This window comes from Wolbachia endosymbiont of Cardiocondyla obscurior (genome assembly GCF_902713635.1).
Classification (GTDB): domain Bacteria; phylum Pseudomonadota; class Alphaproteobacteria; order Rickettsiales; family Anaplasmataceae; genus Wolbachia; species Wolbachia pipientis.
Window position 1 is genome coordinate 1 of sequence record NZ_CACTIU010000003.1, and the last position, 17,949, is coordinate 17,949.

Annotated in this window: 17 protein-coding genes, 3 tRNA genes and 1 pseudogene; 15 read left to right on the top strand and 6 right to left on the bottom strand. The window is 35.5% G+C overall.

Features of this window, described 5'->3' with window-relative positions; translation table 11 throughout:
• Positions 1 to 284: 284 nt before the first annotated feature.
• From WOCAOBSORBRA_RS06605 to WOCAOBSORBRA_RS00395, 4 genes and pseudogenes are all read right to left on the bottom strand, one after another.
• Positions 285 to 368, bottom strand: a pseudogene (locus WOCAOBSORBRA_RS06605) (WPE palindromic element domain-containing protein); the annotation flags it as partial.
• Between the two features lie 235 nt (positions 369 to 603).
• Positions 604 to 1,455, bottom strand: a complete 852-nt coding sequence (locus WOCAOBSORBRA_RS00385; protein WP_006279814.1) for a ParB/RepB/Spo0J family partition protein — start codon at positions 1,453 to 1,455, stop codon at positions 604 to 606.
• A complete protein-coding gene (locus WOCAOBSORBRA_RS00390) occupies positions 1,452 to 2,294 on the bottom strand; it encodes a ParA family protein (RefSeq protein ID WP_006280226.1) in 843 nt (280 codons plus the stop codon). Before WOCAOBSORBRA_RS00390 ends, WOCAOBSORBRA_RS00385 begins: the two co-directional genes overlap by 4 nt.
• 90 nt (positions 2,295 to 2,384) lie before the next feature.
• Positions 2,385 to 4,865 (bottom strand): response regulator, encoded by a 2,481-nt coding sequence (locus WOCAOBSORBRA_RS00395; protein WP_174515665.1) that lies wholly within the window; start codon positions 4,863 to 4,865, stop codon positions 2,385 to 2,387.
• Between the two features lie 160 nt (positions 4,866 to 5,025).
• On the opposite strand from WOCAOBSORBRA_RS00395, the gene hemF reads away from it, so the two are divergent.
• The 9 genes from hemF to sucD all read left to right on the top strand — a co-directional run bounded on the left by hemF (position 5,026) and on the right by sucD (position 10,736).
• Positions 5,026 to 5,850 (top strand): oxygen-dependent coproporphyrinogen oxidase, encoded by an 825-nt coding sequence (hemF, locus tag WOCAOBSORBRA_RS00400; protein ID WP_174515666.1) that lies wholly within the window; start codon positions 5,026 to 5,028, stop codon positions 5,848 to 5,850.
• A gap of 81 nt (positions 5,851 to 5,931) precedes the next feature.
• Positions 5,932 to 6,729: a hypothetical protein gene (locus tag WOCAOBSORBRA_RS06195; RefSeq protein WP_244663027.1), complete on the top strand. Its 798-nt coding sequence runs from the start codon at positions 5,932 to 5,934 to the stop codon at positions 6,727 to 6,729.
• Positions 6,730 to 6,779: 50 nt separating this feature from the next.
• A complete protein-coding gene (locus WOCAOBSORBRA_RS06200; protein WP_245611069.1) occupies positions 6,780 to 7,130 on the top strand; it encodes a hypothetical protein in 351 nt (116 codons plus the stop codon).
• Positions 7,131 to 7,198: 68 nt separating this feature from the next.
• Positions 7,199 to 7,270: transfer RNA gene (locus tag WOCAOBSORBRA_RS00410), tRNA-Glu, on the top strand.
• Between the two features lie 28 nt (positions 7,271 to 7,298).
• Entirely contained in the window at positions 7,299 to 7,985 is a 687-nt protein-coding gene (locus tag WOCAOBSORBRA_RS00415) for a 16S rRNA (uracil(1498)-N(3))-methyltransferase (protein WP_006279818.1), read from the top strand.
• Positions 7,986 to 8,194: 209 nt separating this feature from the next.
• Positions 8,195 to 8,268, top strand: a tRNA-Pro gene (locus tag WOCAOBSORBRA_RS00420).
• 199 nt (positions 8,269 to 8,467) lie between these two features.
• Positions 8,468 to 8,668: a 30S ribosomal protein S21 gene (gene rpsU / locus WOCAOBSORBRA_RS00425; protein WP_006279819.1), complete on the top strand. Its 201-nt coding sequence runs from the start codon at positions 8,468 to 8,470 to the stop codon at positions 8,666 to 8,668.
• Positions 8,669 to 8,705: 37 nt separating this feature from the next.
• A complete protein-coding gene (gene sucC, locus WOCAOBSORBRA_RS00430) occupies positions 8,706 to 9,857 on the top strand; it encodes an ADP-forming succinate--CoA ligase subunit beta (RefSeq protein WP_174515667.1) in 1,152 nt (383 codons plus the stop codon).
• A 3-nt stretch (positions 9,858 to 9,860) separates the two neighbouring features.
• Positions 9,861 to 10,736, top strand: a complete 876-nt coding sequence (sucD, locus tag WOCAOBSORBRA_RS00435; RefSeq protein ID WP_155969196.1) for a succinate--CoA ligase subunit alpha — start codon at positions 9,861 to 9,863, stop codon at positions 10,734 to 10,736.
• An 8-nt stretch (positions 10,737 to 10,744) separates the two neighbouring features.
• On the opposite strand, the gene dapF is transcribed toward sucD, so the two are convergent.
• Positions 10,745 to 11,533: a diaminopimelate epimerase gene (gene dapF, locus WOCAOBSORBRA_RS00440; RefSeq protein WP_174515675.1), complete on the bottom strand. Its 789-nt coding sequence runs from the start codon at positions 11,531 to 11,533 to the stop codon at positions 10,745 to 10,747.
• Positions 11,514 to 12,101, bottom strand: a complete 588-nt coding sequence (locus tag WOCAOBSORBRA_RS00445) for a nitroreductase family protein (RefSeq protein WP_155969200.1) — start codon at positions 12,099 to 12,101, stop codon at positions 11,514 to 11,516. The genes dapF and WOCAOBSORBRA_RS00445 overlap by 20 nt, the downstream gene beginning before the upstream one ends.
• Before the next feature lie 85 nt (positions 12,102 to 12,186).
• On the opposite strand from WOCAOBSORBRA_RS00445, the gene WOCAOBSORBRA_RS00450 reads away from it, so the two are divergent.
• The 6 genes from WOCAOBSORBRA_RS00450 to petA all read left to right on the top strand — a co-directional run bounded on the left by WOCAOBSORBRA_RS00450 (position 12,187) and on the right by petA (position 17,946).
• On the top strand, positions 12,187 to 12,714 hold the full coding sequence (locus tag WOCAOBSORBRA_RS00450; protein WP_155969202.1) for a biotin transporter BioY: 528 nt from the start codon (positions 12,187 to 12,189) through the stop codon (positions 12,712 to 12,714).
• Entirely contained in the window at positions 12,711 to 13,112 is a 402-nt protein-coding gene (locus WOCAOBSORBRA_RS00455; protein WP_174515668.1) for a DUF1284 domain-containing protein, read from the top strand. The genes WOCAOBSORBRA_RS00450 and WOCAOBSORBRA_RS00455 overlap by 4 nt, the downstream gene beginning before the upstream one ends.
• Before the next feature lie 164 nt (positions 13,113 to 13,276).
• Entirely contained in the window at positions 13,277 to 14,152 is an 876-nt protein-coding gene (locus tag WOCAOBSORBRA_RS00460; RefSeq protein ID WP_007548480.1) for a tetratricopeptide repeat protein, read from the top strand.
• 275 nt (positions 14,153 to 14,427) lie between these two features.
• A tRNA-Val gene (locus WOCAOBSORBRA_RS00465) sits at positions 14,428 to 14,500 on the top strand.
• A gap of 52 nt (positions 14,501 to 14,552) precedes the next feature.
• Positions 14,553 to 17,261, top strand: a complete 2,709-nt coding sequence (gene gyrA, locus WOCAOBSORBRA_RS00470) for a DNA gyrase subunit A (RefSeq protein ID WP_174515669.1) — start codon at positions 14,553 to 14,555, stop codon at positions 17,259 to 17,261.
• A gap of 85 nt (positions 17,262 to 17,346) precedes the next feature.
• Positions 17,347 to 17,946 (top strand): ubiquinol-cytochrome c reductase iron-sulfur subunit, encoded by a 600-nt coding sequence (gene petA, locus WOCAOBSORBRA_RS00475; protein WP_174515670.1) that lies wholly within the window; start codon positions 17,347 to 17,349, stop codon positions 17,944 to 17,946.
• Positions 17,947 to 17,949: the final 3 nt, after the last annotated feature.

Here is a 17,949-nt window from a genome sequence, read left to right on the forward strand (position 1 = left end):
AAAATGCCAATACTCGACAGAGATAGTAAAAGACTAGCTAACTCGGGGATTCTTTGTCTTTTTTTCTGCTTAGTAAACTTCTTAAACATTTGCAGCGTAAGTTAGTTGCAATTAAAAGCAGCTTAATCTTGCTTGTCAAGCGTTTAAAACATAAAAAACGCCAATATTTTAAAGCGGATAATAACCCCAGGGCTTCTTTTGCCTTTTTTTTCATTTGGTAAATTTCTTAATATTTATAGCTAAAGATTGCACGAATGTTGCAATTACAAAAACGATTTCTACTAGGGTGTCATCCCAGTGCGTGACACTGGAATCCAGCCTTTATTATGCAGCCACTTGGTTGAAATTAAGTCTTCTGGATCCCAGTGTCAGCTACTTGGATGACACCATTCTTTTTCCTGGATCCAAGTAGTCAGGGCACTGGGATGACAGCTACCCTGACAATCGTCACCCCGCTGCTTGTTAGCGGATACCGCGGCGGTATGACGTAGAAGTTATACTTTTATGCTTACCAACTTAATAAAATTCCTGGATTCCAGTGTCAGCTACTTTCATGACACCAACAGTTGATATTGGTTTGTTGCTTTGCTAGCCAACTACTAGCTATGCCTCAAGTTTCCTATTCAAAATTTTCAATATCAAATCCAATTCATTTGGATTATCATACCGTATCATAACTTTACCCTTAGAATTGTTGTCATTAATTTTGATCTTTAAACCAAGTTGAGAAGATATAGCGCCTTCTATTACTGTCATATCTTGATTTCTAGTATATCTCTGCTCTTTTTGATTGTTGTTTTGATGTAGGTCCTTTATCAGTTTTTCAGTTTGTCTAACGCTTAAGCCCTGAGAAACTATTTTTTCTGCAATACTTTCCGCATTTTCAACATTAATCAACGCTCTTGCATGACCCATAGACAATTTTTTCTCATTGATCATTGTTTTCACCCTATCAGGGAGCAACAACATCCGAATCATATTGGTTATGTGGCTGCGGCTTTTGCCTATAGCTGAAGCTAATTCCTCATGTGTATAGAAAAACTCATCTATCAGTTTTCTGTAAGCTTCACCTTCCTCTATTGGATTAATATCTTGCCTTTGTATGTTTTCAATAATGGATACTTCCAAGCATTCCTTGTCGCTCAGATCTTTTATGATAACCGGTGCACTATCAAGATTTGCAATCTTGCTTGCTCGCCAACGACGTTCTCCAGCTATTATTTCATAACCATCATCATTTGAATCTTTGCGTACCACGATAGGCTGTATAATGCCACTTTTCTTTATCGAATTTGCAAGTTCTCTTAATGACTCCTCGTCAAAATGTTTCCTCGGTTGAAATTTGCTTGGGTGCAGTAATGAAATAGGCAAATGCTCTTGTCGATCTTCTTTATTATCATAATTATCGCCTATGAGGCCGGCAAGACCTCTGCCGAGGCGTCTATCATCCTTCATACCACGCCCTCGCTCACTAGCTTCTTCTCCTTACAACTGCTCGCGTGCTTTTTTAAAATTTCCCTTGCCAAACTTATATACGCTTGTGCACCAGGACATTTAAGATCATACACAATAGCAGGTTTTCCATGAGAAGGTGCTTCTGATAACCGTACGTTACGTGGAATAACAGTCTCATACAATGGGATGATAGTTTTGTATACTTTATCATTTAAATACTGACAAATATCGTTTTTAATCTGCTCACTAAGTTTGTTGCGCCTGTCATACATTGTTAACACTATCCCTTCTATTGCCAAAAAAGGGTTTAGGTTATTCCTTTTTATTAGCTCCACAGTTTTAACTAAATGGCTTAATCCTTCCAGAGCAAAAAATTCACACTGAAGAGGAACAATAATAGAATTAGCAGCAGTCAAAGCATTTATGGTCAGAAGCCCAAGTGATGGAGGGCAATCGATGATTATATACTCATAATTATCGCGTATCTTCTCCAATGCGCTTTTTAGTACGAATTTTCCTCGCTCAAGTTGCGATAATTCAATTTCTGCAGCTGACAAATCAACTACTGACGAAATTAGCGATAAATTCGGAATTTCCTTTATATTGAAAATTGCCGATTCTATCAATTTATTTTCGCTGCTTAGTAGTATTTTGTATATGTTTTTTTCTTCCCTACTACGGTAAGAAATCCCGAGTCCGGTGCTAGCATTTCCTTGAGGATCAAGATCTACCAATAAAGTGCTTTTTCCCACAGCAGCAAAGGCTGTCGACAAATTTATACTAGTTGTGGTTTTGCCAACTCCACCCTTTTGATTTACTATTGCAATAATCTTGCTCACGCCTTTTATCTTATGTATAAAATAATTCTATTGTATATATGCAAGAAACTTTTGCATTAGAAAATTTTTTTGTTGTTAACCACACTAAAATTAGACTGTCTTTTTTGCTTTGTGTAACACACTTTGAACCTTGTTTCCTAATTCATTCAGAGTGAATGGTTTTGGCAAAAAGTGAAAATCTTCTATATTGATGTCATCACTCTTTAAAAAAGCATCTTCTGCATACCCAGAAATAAAAATAACGTTGATATTTGGCCTATGGATCAATGCTTCTTTAACTATTTCTGGGCCGCTCACCTCTGGCATGATTACATCAGTGATTATAAGATCTATGTGTTGACTTTTTTTACTGATTATTTCTAGCGCCTCGCTGCCTATGCTTGCTTCTATTACATCAAATCCTTTTCTTTTGAGTGCTTTAGAGATGAATTCCCTTACTGAATCTTCATCTTCGATTAATAAAATTATACCATTACCTTTAATTTCACTTACTACCGGTCTTTCTGTTTCTTCACTATCTTCCTCTCTATCATTTTCATCTGATATGTAAACCATGGGCAAAAATATGCTAAATTTAGTTCCATGATTTACTTTGCTAGCAACATAGATGTATCCTTCAGTTTGTTTAATAATGCCATATACAGTAGAGAGGCCAAGACCTGTACCAGAGGTAATATCTTTGGTAGAAAAAAATGGATCAAAGATCTTTTCAGTTGTATCACTCGTCATTCCACATCCAGTATCAATTACTTCAATCACAACATAATTTCCATGTTCAATCGCTTCCTTGTCTGGAGAAAACATATCCTGAGGTGTAGAATTTAATGAGTCAATCTTTTGATTAAAGGTTCGTATAGTTAATTCTCCGCCCTTTTCCATAGCAGCACTAGCATTGACTGCTAAGTTAAGTATAACTTGCTCTAATTGCCCTTGATCAGCCCTAACAGCACCCAAGTCTCTACCATAATAAATATTAAATTTTATATTTTCACCTATTAATCTTTTTATCATTTCATAAAGATTAGCTATAGTATTATTTACATCAATAATTTTTGGCTGCAAGGTCTGTCTTCTTGAGAAAGCAAGCAATTGTCTTACTAAATTTGATCCACGCTTTGCATTTTGCTGTATCTGTATTATATCTCCAAAAGATGGATCACCAGCTGAATGCTGGAGTAAAAGCAAATCGCAAAATCCTATTATCCCAGTCAATATATTGTTGAAATCATGCGCAATACCACCTGCTAACTGCCCTATAGCTTGCATCTTTTGATAATGCTCAAGCTTTATCTCTAGGTTTTTGTGTTCAGTATTGTCAATAAAATAACAAAGTATGAAGATCATTTTATTATGAAGAAACTTATTGAAATATATTTTTATGTTATTACCGCCGTTGAGCTGTACATCAAAAGACGCATTATTTATTCTATTACTCGAAAAATATTCACGTATTTTCACATGATAACTATCCAATATCAACGTAAAGATTGAATTATTATCTGACCCTGCAAGCTTTATTAGTGCCGTATTTTTCTTTACAAAGTTGCCGTTTATGTCACATTGTGCAATAGCAATTGATGAATTTGCAAAACAAGGGTGTAATTGATAATCAACAATATTTGATTCGGTTGGTGTTATAAAGCCATATATATAGCTATGGTTGTATTTATCACAAAATATAGCAGTGCTCATATAAGCCTTGAATGGAATACCACTTATAGTAAAAAACAAAATTTCATTATCGGTTGTTGTATTGTTATATTTAGATTGAGATATAAAATCACTGATTGAGCTACCTTTTTCCAGTTTTTTCAGTTCAAATATGTCTAAAAATCTTTTATTTACAGATAAAATCACCCCTTTGGCATTTGCAATGTAAGTTCCTATGCTGTGTTTTTCTATTAACTCTTCATATATCTGCTCCTTGTTTATCTGTGTTGCTTTTAATACAAAATACCCATCTGGCCTTGCTATTGGCACTAATGATAAATTTAAAATCTTATTACTATTTATAGCAATTTGGGGATTATCTGGTATCGGCTCAAAGAGCAAAAGAAAGTTAGATACTCTATTCTTCTTGTTTAAGGAAATGCATACCTGTACAGAAGAGTTATTTTTTAGTGCATGATAGAGTACTTTTTTGTCTGCTTCTGAAACATCTCCTATTTCAAGAATCTTGTCTAACGTAATGTCATCATCTATATGATCTTTAAACCTTTCGTAGAACCTTGCATCAGCATAAATAATACCTTCATCTTTATGTAAAATAAGGCAAAATTCTGTATTATGATTTAGTGCATTTGCAAATATTGCATTTTGAAATTCTATAGTATTAAGTAGGTATCTGTAGCGTTTTACATTATACATCATAAAGAGAGTTGTTAGAATGCTAACTAATAAATTAATCTCTATATTAATATGCTGACTATATATATCAAAAAAGTAGAGTATCGATATTGCTACTGGAGGTAAGAGCATAATAACTGCCATCACAACAATTGACATTCCATAATTTCTTAGTATGAAGTCAACCCTGTTCTCTTTTTTGTTATCTATGTATCTTTTATTCATTATTGTTACTTGGCATTGTTGTACATACGAAAATGTTCTATTATATTGATTTAATTATTATAGATTTATTAACGTCTTTGATAGATAATTATCATCCAAATCTAATTAAGTTCCTTAAATATCAGATATAACAATGTTAATAAGCTAGCAAGAGGATATTATGGAAAAACAAAAAACACAAGCATTTAAATGGTTCTGTGCACTAAGAGATAAGATTATAGAATCTTTCTTATTAATTGAAAAACAATCATCCGCAGAGCCAAAGATCGAAAAGAGAAAGTGGGATCGCCCAGGTGGTGGAGGTGGTGAATCTACAATTATTTTTGGTAATGTTTTTGAAAAAGTTGGAGTAAACGTTTCAAAAGTACACGGGAAATTTGCAGATTCAGCCATTAATGAAATTCCTGGTGCAAGTGAAAGTAACGGAGAGTTCTGGGCAAGCGGTATATCTTTAGTGTCTCATATGCAATCGCCCCTTATCCCTGCAGCGCATATGAACACAAGGCTGATATATACTTCAAAACAATGGTTTGGTGGAGGAATGGATTTTACGCCAATATATAGAAATGAAGAAGATTGCAAGTATATTCATGAATCAATCAAAATGACATGTGATAGATTTGACACCGGATATTATCCAAAATTTAAAGAGCAATGTGACAATTATTTTTTCTTACAACACAGAAAAGAGCCACGTGGCATTGGTGGTATTTTCTATGATAATCTGAGTTCTGGCAACTGGGAAAACGATTTTGAGTTCATAAAAGCAGTAGGTGAAGCCTTTTTGGAAATTTATTTGCACATCATACGTAAACATATACAAAAATCTTGGACAAAAGAACAACGAGAAAATCAATTAATAAAACGTGGCAGATATGTAGAATTCAATCTGTTATACGATCGTGGCACAAGGTTTGGTTTAATGACTGACGGCAATCCAGATGCAATTATGATGTCAATGCCACCACTTGTTAAGTGGTTATAGAGAGCTGCTATTAGTAGAAAATAAATCATCATAGTTTAAAATTGTACCATGGTAGTGAGCTTTTATATAGGGGGTATAATCATGGGCATAATAGATAATTTTTTAATTAAATCTGTCAAAAACAATGACATAAAAGGTGTTAAACTGACTCTAATTCTCTATGATGCATTAAATAGTTTTAGAAAATTCTTTTCAAAGACTATGTCTCTCAAGAATACAGGATCATTTGATATAAATAATAATCAAGCTTTAAATCAGGCTTTAGGACATGCTACAGATCACAAAATAATGGAATTGCTGATTAATCGTGGAGCTGATATCCACTCAATAGATGAGAATGGAAAGAATGTTATAATTCGTGTTATTGAGAGTTTAGCAGAATCAAAAAATCTAAAATTGGATAGTGAGAAAAACTTACCAGCAGAGATAATTCTTCACCCCACAGTTTCCTTTTTACTAGGAAAAGGCGCAGAGTATTATTCTACAGATGATTTGAATGTTGAAGCTATACAACAAAAACCTCCTAGAACCTCTGAATATGAGCCAATAACTATGTACGCTGAGGTGAACAACAATGTAATACCACCTCAAAAACCTTCTAGAACTTTTGAGTATAAGCCAAAGAGCACTAATTATGATGCTTTGCCTTCAAAAGAGCCAATTTACGCTGAGGTGTATGATGCTAAGGTTAGTAACTCATTAGGGGAGAATGGTTATTTGAGTGTATCAGAAGAATCTATTTATGCTGAAATATATGATTCACATAAAAAATCCACTGAAAATTTATCATTGGAAGATAGTGGTTATTTGAGTATATCAGAAGAACCTATTTATTGCACTATAGATGATCTTTCAGAACAAAAAAGCCTACTAGCCTAAAACAGAAAGAGCCAGAACAGTCGTCAGAACCTATTTATGCTAGGGTAGATTTGTCCAAGAAAAGAGCAGAAAGAAAAGCAAAAGACATAAAAGCTAATTCTGGAACTTGCCATGGGTTAGTGCAAGATAAAGTGAATGATTGGCAAGTGAAGCTAAATGAGCTAAGTGCTAATAAGTCGATAAGTCAGCAACAGACTAATGATCAAAAAATTAAGACCAAGGCTGGCTTTAGTGTAGAAGAAATAAGGCAGAAATATGAGCGTAGAGATTCTGGCTATGATTCCGATACAAAAGTTGAACAACAATTAGAATTAGCTCCTAAATCTGAGATAGGTTCAGTGAGTATTGAGCATGGAGTAATAGGAGGCTGTCGATATAAGATTACTGATATATCCCTCTAACTATGTGATTCAAAATAATTGAATTGACTTTATATATGTAATCGATATAACCTAGTTAGATTCAAGTTGACTCTTTCGTCTAGTGGTTAGGACACCACCCTTTCACGGTGGTAACACGGGTTCAAATCCCGTAAGAGTCACTCAAGTAGAATATAATTAAAGTTTTGAATGGGAAAAATTAGGCTCTATGTTGAAGAAGCTTTATCACAAGGCGTGAGTTTAGCACTTAATCCACAACAAAGTCACTATATTTGCAATGTAATGCGGCTTAAGAAGTATGATAATCTCTCTCTTTTTAATGGAAAAGATGGAGAATGGTTAGGAGAAGTAGTTAATATATCGCGTAAATTGACAGAAGTTACACCCAAAGAATGCACTAAACAACAGCAATATGAGGAAAATTTATACCTGTATTGTGCCATGGTAAAAAGTGCTGCTTTGAACAATATAGTAAGACAGGCAACTGAAATGGGAGTAATCTGCATTCAATTTATTTCAACGGAACGTACAGTGGTAAAAAATATTAACCTAAGTAGAGCAAAATTACAAGCAATCGAAGCAGCGGAACAATCAGGTAGGATAAGTATACCAGAGATTTTGCCTCCTATTAACTTTTGTGAGTTACCTGATTCCCAGAGTAAAAATTTTGTTTTGTGTGATGAAACAGGTAAAGCTGACAAAGTGCTGAAAGGCAAAAAAAATGTTGCTATTATTGTTGGCCCTGAAGGTGGTTTTTCATCTTATGAACTTGATCTTGCCGATAAGTTTTGTCAAAAATTGAGTCTAGGAAAAAGAATTTTAAGGGTCGATACTGCTGTAGTTGCTGCACTCACTTTCACCAATTGGTGTAGCTAGATTTTTAAATATGGCTAAGATAAAGAAATCTGGTTCAGTGTTGCGCGCACAAAAACTCTGTAGACTCTCTACGAAGCAGTCTGTTGTTAAAGAGTAGCTAATAAAAAACATATTCTAAGATAATATTAAATCTCGTATTATATTTTTTCTAAAGTAAACAAATGAATCTTGCATTTTGCCTGAGTTATTGATACTCTGAGTAAAGAAGTCGGGGCGTAGCGCAGCCTGGTAGCGCATTTGGTTTGGGACCAAAGGGTCGGGAGTTCAAATCTCTCCGCCCCGATGTTAGTACGATTGTAAAAACGCTGCAATATAAGAGCAATCTCCATCAGTAAGCAAGTAGCTGACACTGGAATGACATCATTTACCATGTAAATTGTGGCATATTATATTTTAACGCTCAAGTTTATAAAATAATTGACAATGTTAATTTTCTAATTTATAAATAGATTTTGACATGATTACCGAAGGAGGTATAGAGTTTGATAGAAGTATCAGTCCATTATGGTGATGTAGACAGAGCTCTTCCAGTATTGAAAAAAACAATTCAAAAGGAAGGAAGAGGGTTGAAAATGAAAAAACAATATCATGAAAAAAAATCAGAAAAAAGAGCTAAAAAGAAAGCTGAAGCTAAAAAAAAGAGGTACCAACAAGAGTGCAGAAGGCAGCGTTATGGTTGGTAGTTTGTACTCAAGTTAATAGTTTATCATTGGTTATTTTATGAATATTCACGAATATCAAGCGAAAGAAGTTTTGCATAAATTTAATGTCCCAGTGCCAAAAGGTTTTGTTGCTACATCTGCGGAAGAAGTAAAGACTCAAGTAAGTCAATTAAAATCTGACGTGTTTGTAGTTAAAGCTCAAATTCATGCAGGTGGTAGGGGTAAAGCCGGTGGCGTAAAGCTAGCAAAGTCAGTTGAAGAAGCTCAACAGTTTGTAAAGGACATGATTGGTATGACTTTAGTTACTCATCAAACAGGGCCAAGCGGGCAGCAAGTAAGAAAAGTGTACGTTGAAGAAGGCTCAAGCATTAAGAAAGAGTATTATTTAAGCCTGGTAATCGACCCGAAGCTCAGTAGGCCAATATTCATATTTTCCTCAGAGGGTGGAATGGACATCGAAGAAGTGGCGAAAAATTCTCCCGCAAAAATTGTGAAATTTGATATTGATTCTGCTACAAGTTTTGATAGCAGCAAGTTAAGCAGCAGTTTTCATTTGAGTCCAGAACAAATAGAAAAGATATCGAACATTGCAAAAAAAATATATGATGCATTTATTGCAACTGACGCGAGCCAAATTGAAATTAATCCACTGGTTGAAACAAATTCTGGAGATTTTATTGCGCTCGATGCAAAAATTAATTTCGATGATAATGCTTTATATCGTCACCCAGAAATTATGGAACTTCGTGATTATGATGAAGAAGTGAAAGAAGAGATAGAGGCTTCAAAGTATGGGCTCAGTTACATCAAAATGGATGGCAGTATTGGTTGCATGGTAAATGGTGCAGGTCTTGCTATGGCAACAATGGATATAATAAAATACTACGGAGCAGAGCCTGCTAACTTTTTGGATGTTGGTGGTGGAGCGAGTAAAGAAACTGTAACTGAAGCATTTAAAATCATATTGTCTGATAGCAACGTAAGAGGAATTTTGGTTAATATATTTGGTGGTATAATGCGTTGCGATATTATCGCAAGTGGAATTGTTGCGGCTGCAAAAGAAATGAGCATTAAAGTTCCTCTAGTGGTTAGATTATCAGGTACTAATTTTGAAGAAGGAAAAAAAATTTTAGAAGAGTCGGGATTAAATATTATTGCTGCAGATGAGCTAGATGAAGCTGCGCAAAAGATAGTAAAAGAGGTAAAATAAAGCATGTCCGTTTTAGTAAATAAAGATACAAGATTAATATGCCAGGGTTTTACTGGTGCACAAGGCACATTTCATTCAGAGCAAGCAATTGATTACGGAACGAAAATGGTGGGAGGTGTAACTCCTGGAAAGGGTGGTAGCACTCACCTTAATTTACCGGTTTTTAATACTGTAGCAGAAGCCAAAGAAAAAACCGGTGCAAATGCTACAGTTATATATGTACCTGCTAAATTTGCTGCTGCTGCAATACTTGAAGCAATAGATGCAAAAATAGAATTGATAGTTTGTATTACAGAGGGCATTCCTATACTTGATATGGTGAAAGTTAAGCGCGCGCTTGTTGATTCAAAAAGTCGATTGGTTGGTCCCAACTGTCCGGGAATTATTACGCCTGAAGAGTGCAAAATAGGAATTATGCCTGGCCATATCCATAAGCGTGGACACATAGGAATTATGTCTCGCTCTGGAACTTTAACTTACGAAGCAGTAGCACAAACAACTGCTGTTGGTCTTGGTCAATCCACATGTATCGGAATTGGGGGGGATCCAGTTCATGGTATGACATTTGTTGACTGTATGGAGCTCTTTTTAAAAGATAACGATACTCATGGTATTGTAGTTATTGGTGAAATAGGTGGAAACGAAGAAGAAGATGTATCACATTTTGTGAAAACAGAAAAAACTAAAAAGCCAATCGTTGGTTTTGTAGCAGGCCAAACGGCACCTCCAGGAAGACGTATGGGACACGCTGGAGCAATCATCTCTTCCAGCGGTGGAAGTGCTGGTGCAAAACTAGAAGTTATGCGGAGTGCCGGGATTGCAATTGCTGAAACCCCTGCAGTAATTGGTAAGAAGGTATTGGAAGTAATGCATCACTAGAATTAGGGTCACAAAAACCCTATATCACCGGTCATGAATACGTTATTTGCCCATTCGATTAATAACTTCCCTCCTGGTAAATTTACTGAAGTCTGTTGGACAGTCAGATATCCACGTAGTGTGGATGTAACAAGTGCTGCACAGGCTGCACTACCGCATGATGCAGTAATGCCTGTACCTCTTTCCCAAACTCTTAAAGCTATTTCTCCAGACTTTTCAACTTGTGCAATACTAATATTAATTTTCTGAGGAAATAATACGTGACTTTCCAACTTTGATCCTAAACTTTGCAATGGTATTTCATTTACGTTATCAACAAAAAAAACTATGTGAGGATTACCAATATTTACTGCAACAGGATCTTTTAGCATTTCAAGCTCTATAGGTAAGTGAAGAGTGTCACACTCAGTAGACAAGGGAATTTTATGCCATTTTAGCAAAGGTTTACCCATGTTAACCTTTATGGATTTATCACCAACTTTAAAACACTCTAAAATGCGTTTGTTTACCAGCTCAATAGTGATATACTCAGTACCTTTTTCTGACATTAGCAAATATCCAACGCAACGTGCTGCATTTCCGCACATTTCAGCTTTGCTACCATCAGCATTATAGATATGCATAAAGCAATCGGCTAAACTGGAGTTTGTTATCACTATGACTTGATCGCAACCGTTTTGGTTAGCAATTTTTTTATAGTTCCAATTTAAATCATTTGCTGAACGTGAGTCTATGATAACGAAGTTGTTACCAGTTCCGTGCATTTTGATAAGATTTTCAGGACCTTGGCCACTCATCATAAAAAAACATTTCTTCTATTGGTCTCCTTTTTTTCTTACTTGTTTCAGCGCCCTCTTCTTCGTAACCAACCGCTATCACTGACATTACGTTAAAGTCATTGGGTATATTGAACTCTTTCACTATTTTATCTCTATCAAATCCACCCATTTGATGGGCCATTAAGTTCATAACTGCAGCTTGTAACATAAGTCCATAATTCGCTGCACCAGTATCGTGATTAGCCCAAAAATTTTCACCTTTATCAGATTTGCGGAAATTCTTAGCGCTTAAAGATATGATTAACACTTGTGCATCTTTTGCCCACTTTTGATTAGATTCATCAAGACAATTTAGCAATTTTTCCCATGCGTTTTGATTGCTCTGTTTATTGCATATCACATATCTCCAAGGTTCATCACCAAAACATGAGGGAGTCAGCCTTACAGCTTCCATTAAAATATCCATGTCTTCCTGAGATATTGCTCTTGTAGGATCGTATGAACGTCCGCTGTGTCTTGCTTTCATCAACGATAATAGATCTTGTTTACTCATCATTTTTAATTTAATAGTGCATAAATAATTCATTGTAGCACAATATAAGCAAAATTTAAATTGCAAAACCTCTCATACACATATATTACATTTAATAAGTTATTTTTATTGGGAAGGTATGTTTATAACACAATCTAGCAGCAGATCAACACTGGCTGAAATATTGTCTTGCGTTTTACTTTTATTCTTGATGGCTCAAATAAGTATACCATTGCAGCCTGTGCCTATCACATTGCAAACTTTAGGAGTAATGCTTATTGGGCTTAAATTTAACCGCAGAACAGCATTCTATTCTGTGCTTACATATCTATCACTTGGTGCAGCAGGATTGCCTGTTCTTGCAAATTTTTCTGGTGGTTATCACGCTCTCCTTGGACCAACAGGTGGATATTTAATTGGCTGTTTAGCTGCTGTTATGGTAATGAGCAAAGTAAATGAATTACTGAACTCTAAGTATAAATCATTTGTGTGTAATTCTTTAAGTTGTCTGGCTGGTACAGTTATAATCTTTATTTGTGGTGTTAGTTGGCTTGCTGTTTACTTGGGTCTGAGACAAGCAATAATGGTGGGTGTTTTGCCATTTATCCTTCCTGGTTTGGTAAAAATTTTTCTACTTGTAGCAGCTTTGCAATATTTGAAAAAATGATAAAATTCCGCCCTCATCATTTCATGTGCACCCTCGCGTTTCGGGGATATGGGTATTCTCAGGGTTTTGTAGAAAATTATAAAAGGATAGCAAGCAAAGTAATTAGTACTCAAATCGAAGTAGTTGGTAACCTTGATAATATCTGTAGTGCTTGTCCAAATCAGACTAAACAAGGTAAATGCACCACACAAGCTAAAGTTTTAGAGCTAGATAGAAGGCATATGGAAATTTTAGGAATTAAAATTGGCGAGACTTTGACCTGGAGTGAAGCGGTAGAAAAGATTAGGGAGAAAATGTCTTTAGAGAAATTCGAGTACGCATGTGAGGGGTGCAACTGGCAGCCATATGGAATATGTAAAAATGCCCTTTTAAATTGTCATTCCTATAAAGGTAGTTGACAAAATGTTAAGATAAATCGAAGCATTTTTGTGGAAATAAAGCGAAATATGGAAGACAAAAGATAAATGCATTCTGAAAGGCTACACAGCATGTTCGTCCCGCTAATTAATAATATCTTTATTATTGTATGAGATAGGTAATTTAGCATTTATGAATTTGTAATGTGTTGCATATAGCTCAAAGAAATAAGGTTTACTGGTTACACGCTGCAGCCAATGCCACAACACTAGGACCTATGTTTATCTGCATGTTAATTTGCGTTGTGATTTTATGGAGGTCTTCTGTTACCTATGCTAGTGAAAATTTGGAGATACAGAAGGCCTTTGATAGTGTTGTCAAGCATATAAAAGCTGATAAAAAATATAAAGATCTTGATGTTATTGAGAGAAAAAGTGATAAATTTAACATCAAAATTGCGCAGAATTCTGGCAAGAGTTTTGACATATACTCTACTTTAAAAAAAGCAAAAGATTCCTTTGAATCAGGAGATAATGAAACAGCTATTTCTCTCCTTAATCAGATCATTGCAAAGTTTCCTTATCATAAAAATGCTTTAATTGGATTGGGAAATATTTATTACGCTAATAAAGAATACAAAAAAGCTGTAGAGATTTACACAAGACTGTTAAAAGAACACCCTAGTAACCCTTACATATTAAAAAATTTTCTGACGATAATCTCACAATATGATCCTGATCTGGCGTTGAGTGAAATGTTAAAATTGTATGATATACATAAAAATTATGCTCCTTTATTAGCAAATTTAGGTCTGATCTATATGAAAAAGGAGGATTATGTAAAAGGTAAAGAGTATATGATAACTGCTATTTCCCTCGATGAAAACAATATTTTTTATACTTATAATTTAGCTGTTATTCTAGATAAACTTTCAGATTTTCAAAATGCTACAATATTCTACTTAAAGTTGTTAAACATGGCTACAACTTCGAAAGATGTGAGTGAAAAAATACCTTTATACAAAGTGACAGCAAGACTAAAATTTATAAAACTTCACAGCACGCACCCAAAGATTTCATAAAAGCTTATAGCTTACCTAAAGCTAATTTATCGTATCTGTTCAGGCAATGGCGTCAACTTAAGGACACATTTTAGACTTCTGTGTTGAAATAAAACAGAAACAAAAGTGCTGTCCCTTGCACTCTTTGGATAATTTAATGGTAAAAGTTTTAGAGAGAAATTTTATACACTATCGCTGATATTTTTCCTTAAGTTGACGCCATTGGCTGAACGGACACAATTTATCGCTATTTTTGTTTACAATAATAATATTGAGCTATAGAATTAGATCTAAAGGGGCAATTAGCTCAGCTGGTAGAGCATCTCGTTTACACCGAGGAGGTCGGCAGTTCAAGTCTGTCATTGCCCATTTGCTTAACTGAATGTTAGTATTATTAATTACTTCAATTAAAGTATAGAAAATGCAGGATAATATAGTACCAATCTCAATAGTAAAAGAGCTGGAAGATTCTTATCTTTCCTACGCAATGAGCGTTATCATAAGCCGGGCTATACCTGACGTGCGAGATGGATTTAAACCTGTTCATAGGCGCATATTATATGCAATGTCGAGAGCTGGATTCGATGCTGGTAAGCCATATAAAAAGGCAGCTCGTATAGTAGGGGATGTAATGGGGAAATATCACCCACATGGTGATGCAGCTATTTACGATTCCTTGGTTAGAATGGCCCAAGATTTCTCTCTTCTTTTACCACTTGTTGATGGGCAAGGTAACTTTGGTTCGATAGACGGAGATCCACCAGCTTCAATGCGATACACAGAAGCAAGACTTCAAAAAGTGTCGCACTTTTTACTGAATGATATTGATGAAGATACAGTTGATTTTAGGCCAAACTACGATGGAAATGAAACAGAGCCTGTTGTGCTGCCTGCAGAGTTTCCGAATCTATTGGTAAACGGTGCAAGTGGTGTTGCAGTTGGTATGGCAACCAATATTCCTTCTCACAACCTTGGAGAAATAATAGATGCTTGTATGTTATATGTAGATAATCCTGAAGTGACTTTGGATGAGTTACTTGAAGTGATGCCAGGGCCGGATTTCCCAACTGGGGGAACAATTCTTGGCAGGTCTGGAATAAGATCAGCGTTTGCCACAGGTCGTGGATCAATTGTTGTGCAAGGCAAGACTCACATAGAAGACCTGCCGCAAGATAGGCAAGTAATAGTGATTGATGAAATACCTTACCAAGTAAATAAAGTAAAATTAATTGAGAAGATAGGTGAGCTTGTAAAAGAAAAAAGAATTGATGGCATAACAGAGATTAGGGATGAGTCCGATAAGTCTGGTATTAGAGTAGTAATTGACCTCAGAAGAAATGCTGAAGCAAGTTTTATACTTAATCAAATATTGGGACTTACTCCATTAAGAAGCAGTTTTAGTGTTAACACTTTAGTGCTCAATAACAACAGGCCTGCTATGATGTCATTAAAAGAAATCATAGCTGCTTTTGTTGATTTTAGAAAAGAAGTATTAATCAGGAGAACAGAATTTCGTCTAAGAAAAACGAGAGAAAAAGCTCATATATATATAGGGCTCTACATTGCGGTCCTCAGCATAGATGAAGTGATAAAAATCATCCGCGGTGCAAAAGATCCTGCGGAAGCAAGTAGAGAACTTTTAAATAAAGAATGGAAAACTTCGAATGAAATCAACACTATTATCGAGTTGATTTCAGATAGCGCAAGTTTTTTGAAAGATGGAGTGTATAGATTAACTGAGCTACAAATTAAGGCTATCCTTGATATGAAACTGCAGCGTTTAACAGGCCTTGAAAAAGACAAATTAGAAGCTGAGCTAAGTTCAATGATCAACCTGATAAAAGAATATATCGCTTTTCTTGGCTCAGAAGAGAAGTTGATGAAGGAAATAAAAAACAATTTACAAGAAATAAAGAACAGATTTGCTGTGCCGCGAAAAACTTCAATAGAGGAGTCAGACGCGGACATTGAAGCTGAAGATCTAATTCCACAAGAGGATATGGTGATAACCGTAACTATGAATGGTTATATCAAGCGTGTGAAGCTTTCTCACTACAGAACTCAGCGTCGTGGTGGAAAAGGAAAGCTAGGACAGGGATTAAAAGAAGAAGACGTAATTACAGAATTATTTGTGACAAATACTCACACTAGTGTTTTGTTCTTCTCTAACATTGGTCGAGTTTATAGATTAAAAGTTTATAAATTACCTCTTGCAGAGCCAACTGCACGTGGAAGAGCGCTTGTTAATATATTCCCGCTTAGCGATGGTGAAACTATAACTAATATCATGCCGTTGCCAAGTGAAAATGATGAGAATCAAAACATAGTTTTTGCTACTGCCTATGGAAACATAAGGCGTAACTCTTTAGCGGACTTTCACTATATTCCAAGCAATGGAAAAATAGCAATAAAGCTCGATGAAGGAGACAAATTAATATCGGTTAAAGTATGCAATGCAATTGATCATGTTTTTCTTTCAACAAGATTCGGCAAAAGTATCAGATTTGTTGTAAGTGATGTGCGTCAATTTAAAAGTCGCAATTCAGATGGCGTAAGAGGTATCAAACTTGCAAAGAATGACAGTGTGATATCCATGACCATATTAAATGGGATAGGTGTAGCAACAGAAACAAAAGAACTTTACTTAAAAGTTCCACTTGCAAAAAGACTGGGAACTGCAATTAATAACTCCATTGATTCTAAATTGGAAAAGACTTTAAATGATTTAGGAATAGATAACGAATTATTCTTAAAACTTGCAGTGAATGAGGAGTTTATATTAACTATTACTGAAAATGGCTTTGGTAAAAGAACTTCTGCGTATGAGTATAGAATAACTAACAGGGGTGGTGTTGGTATCACCAATATTCTTACTACTAGCAGAAATGGTAATGTTATTGCTAGTTTTCCAGTTGAGCAGGGTGATAATATAATGCTTATTACAGATAAAGGAAAGTTAATTCGCATTTCAGTAAATGATATCAGAATTGCAGGACGTAGCACTCAGGGAGTAACTCTATTTAAAACAGAAAGTAGAGAAAAGGTGGTCTCAGTAGCAAAAGTTGAAGATCCTGATTCCACTGAAGATAGTATTTCTGAAGTTGAAAACTCTATCTCTTCTCAACTGTAGTACAGGTTAAACAAAAGCGCAAGTTTTTGTTGATTAATACGCAGTATTTAATTTAAAATATATACTTATGGCTGAGTAAAGATCAATGGACAAAAAATTGACTAAAAATAAAAAACCACTGGCAAACAAAGAGGATAAAAAAACACCTCCCGTTAAAGATCTTACTAAAAATAAGAGTAGGAGAGATTTTATAACATTAACTACATGCGCTATGGCAGGTATAGGAGCTGTAAGTGGACTTTGGCCACTGGTTAAGTCTATGAATCCTTCTGCTGAAGTTCTAGCAACTTCCACAGTGGAGGTGAATTTGTCTGGAATTCAGGAAGGACACGGAGTAAAAGTAAAGTGGCAAGGTAAACCAGTATTCATTCGTAGACGCACAAAGCAAGAAATTGAGGCTGCAAGAGCTGTGAATACAGAGAACTTGAGGGACCCTCAATCAGATGAACAGAGAGTACGTGAAGGAAAAGACGAATGGTTAATCATGATCGGAATATGTACACATCTTGGGTGTGTACCGGTTGACCACGCTACAAGAGATGGTAACGGTTGGTTCTGTCCTTGCCACGGTTCATATTATGATACATCAGGCCGAGTGATTGGGGGGCCTGCACCAAAAAATATGACTGTACCTGATTATTTTTTTCCCAGTGAGAATGTTGTGGTAATTGGCAAGAAGGCTTAACGG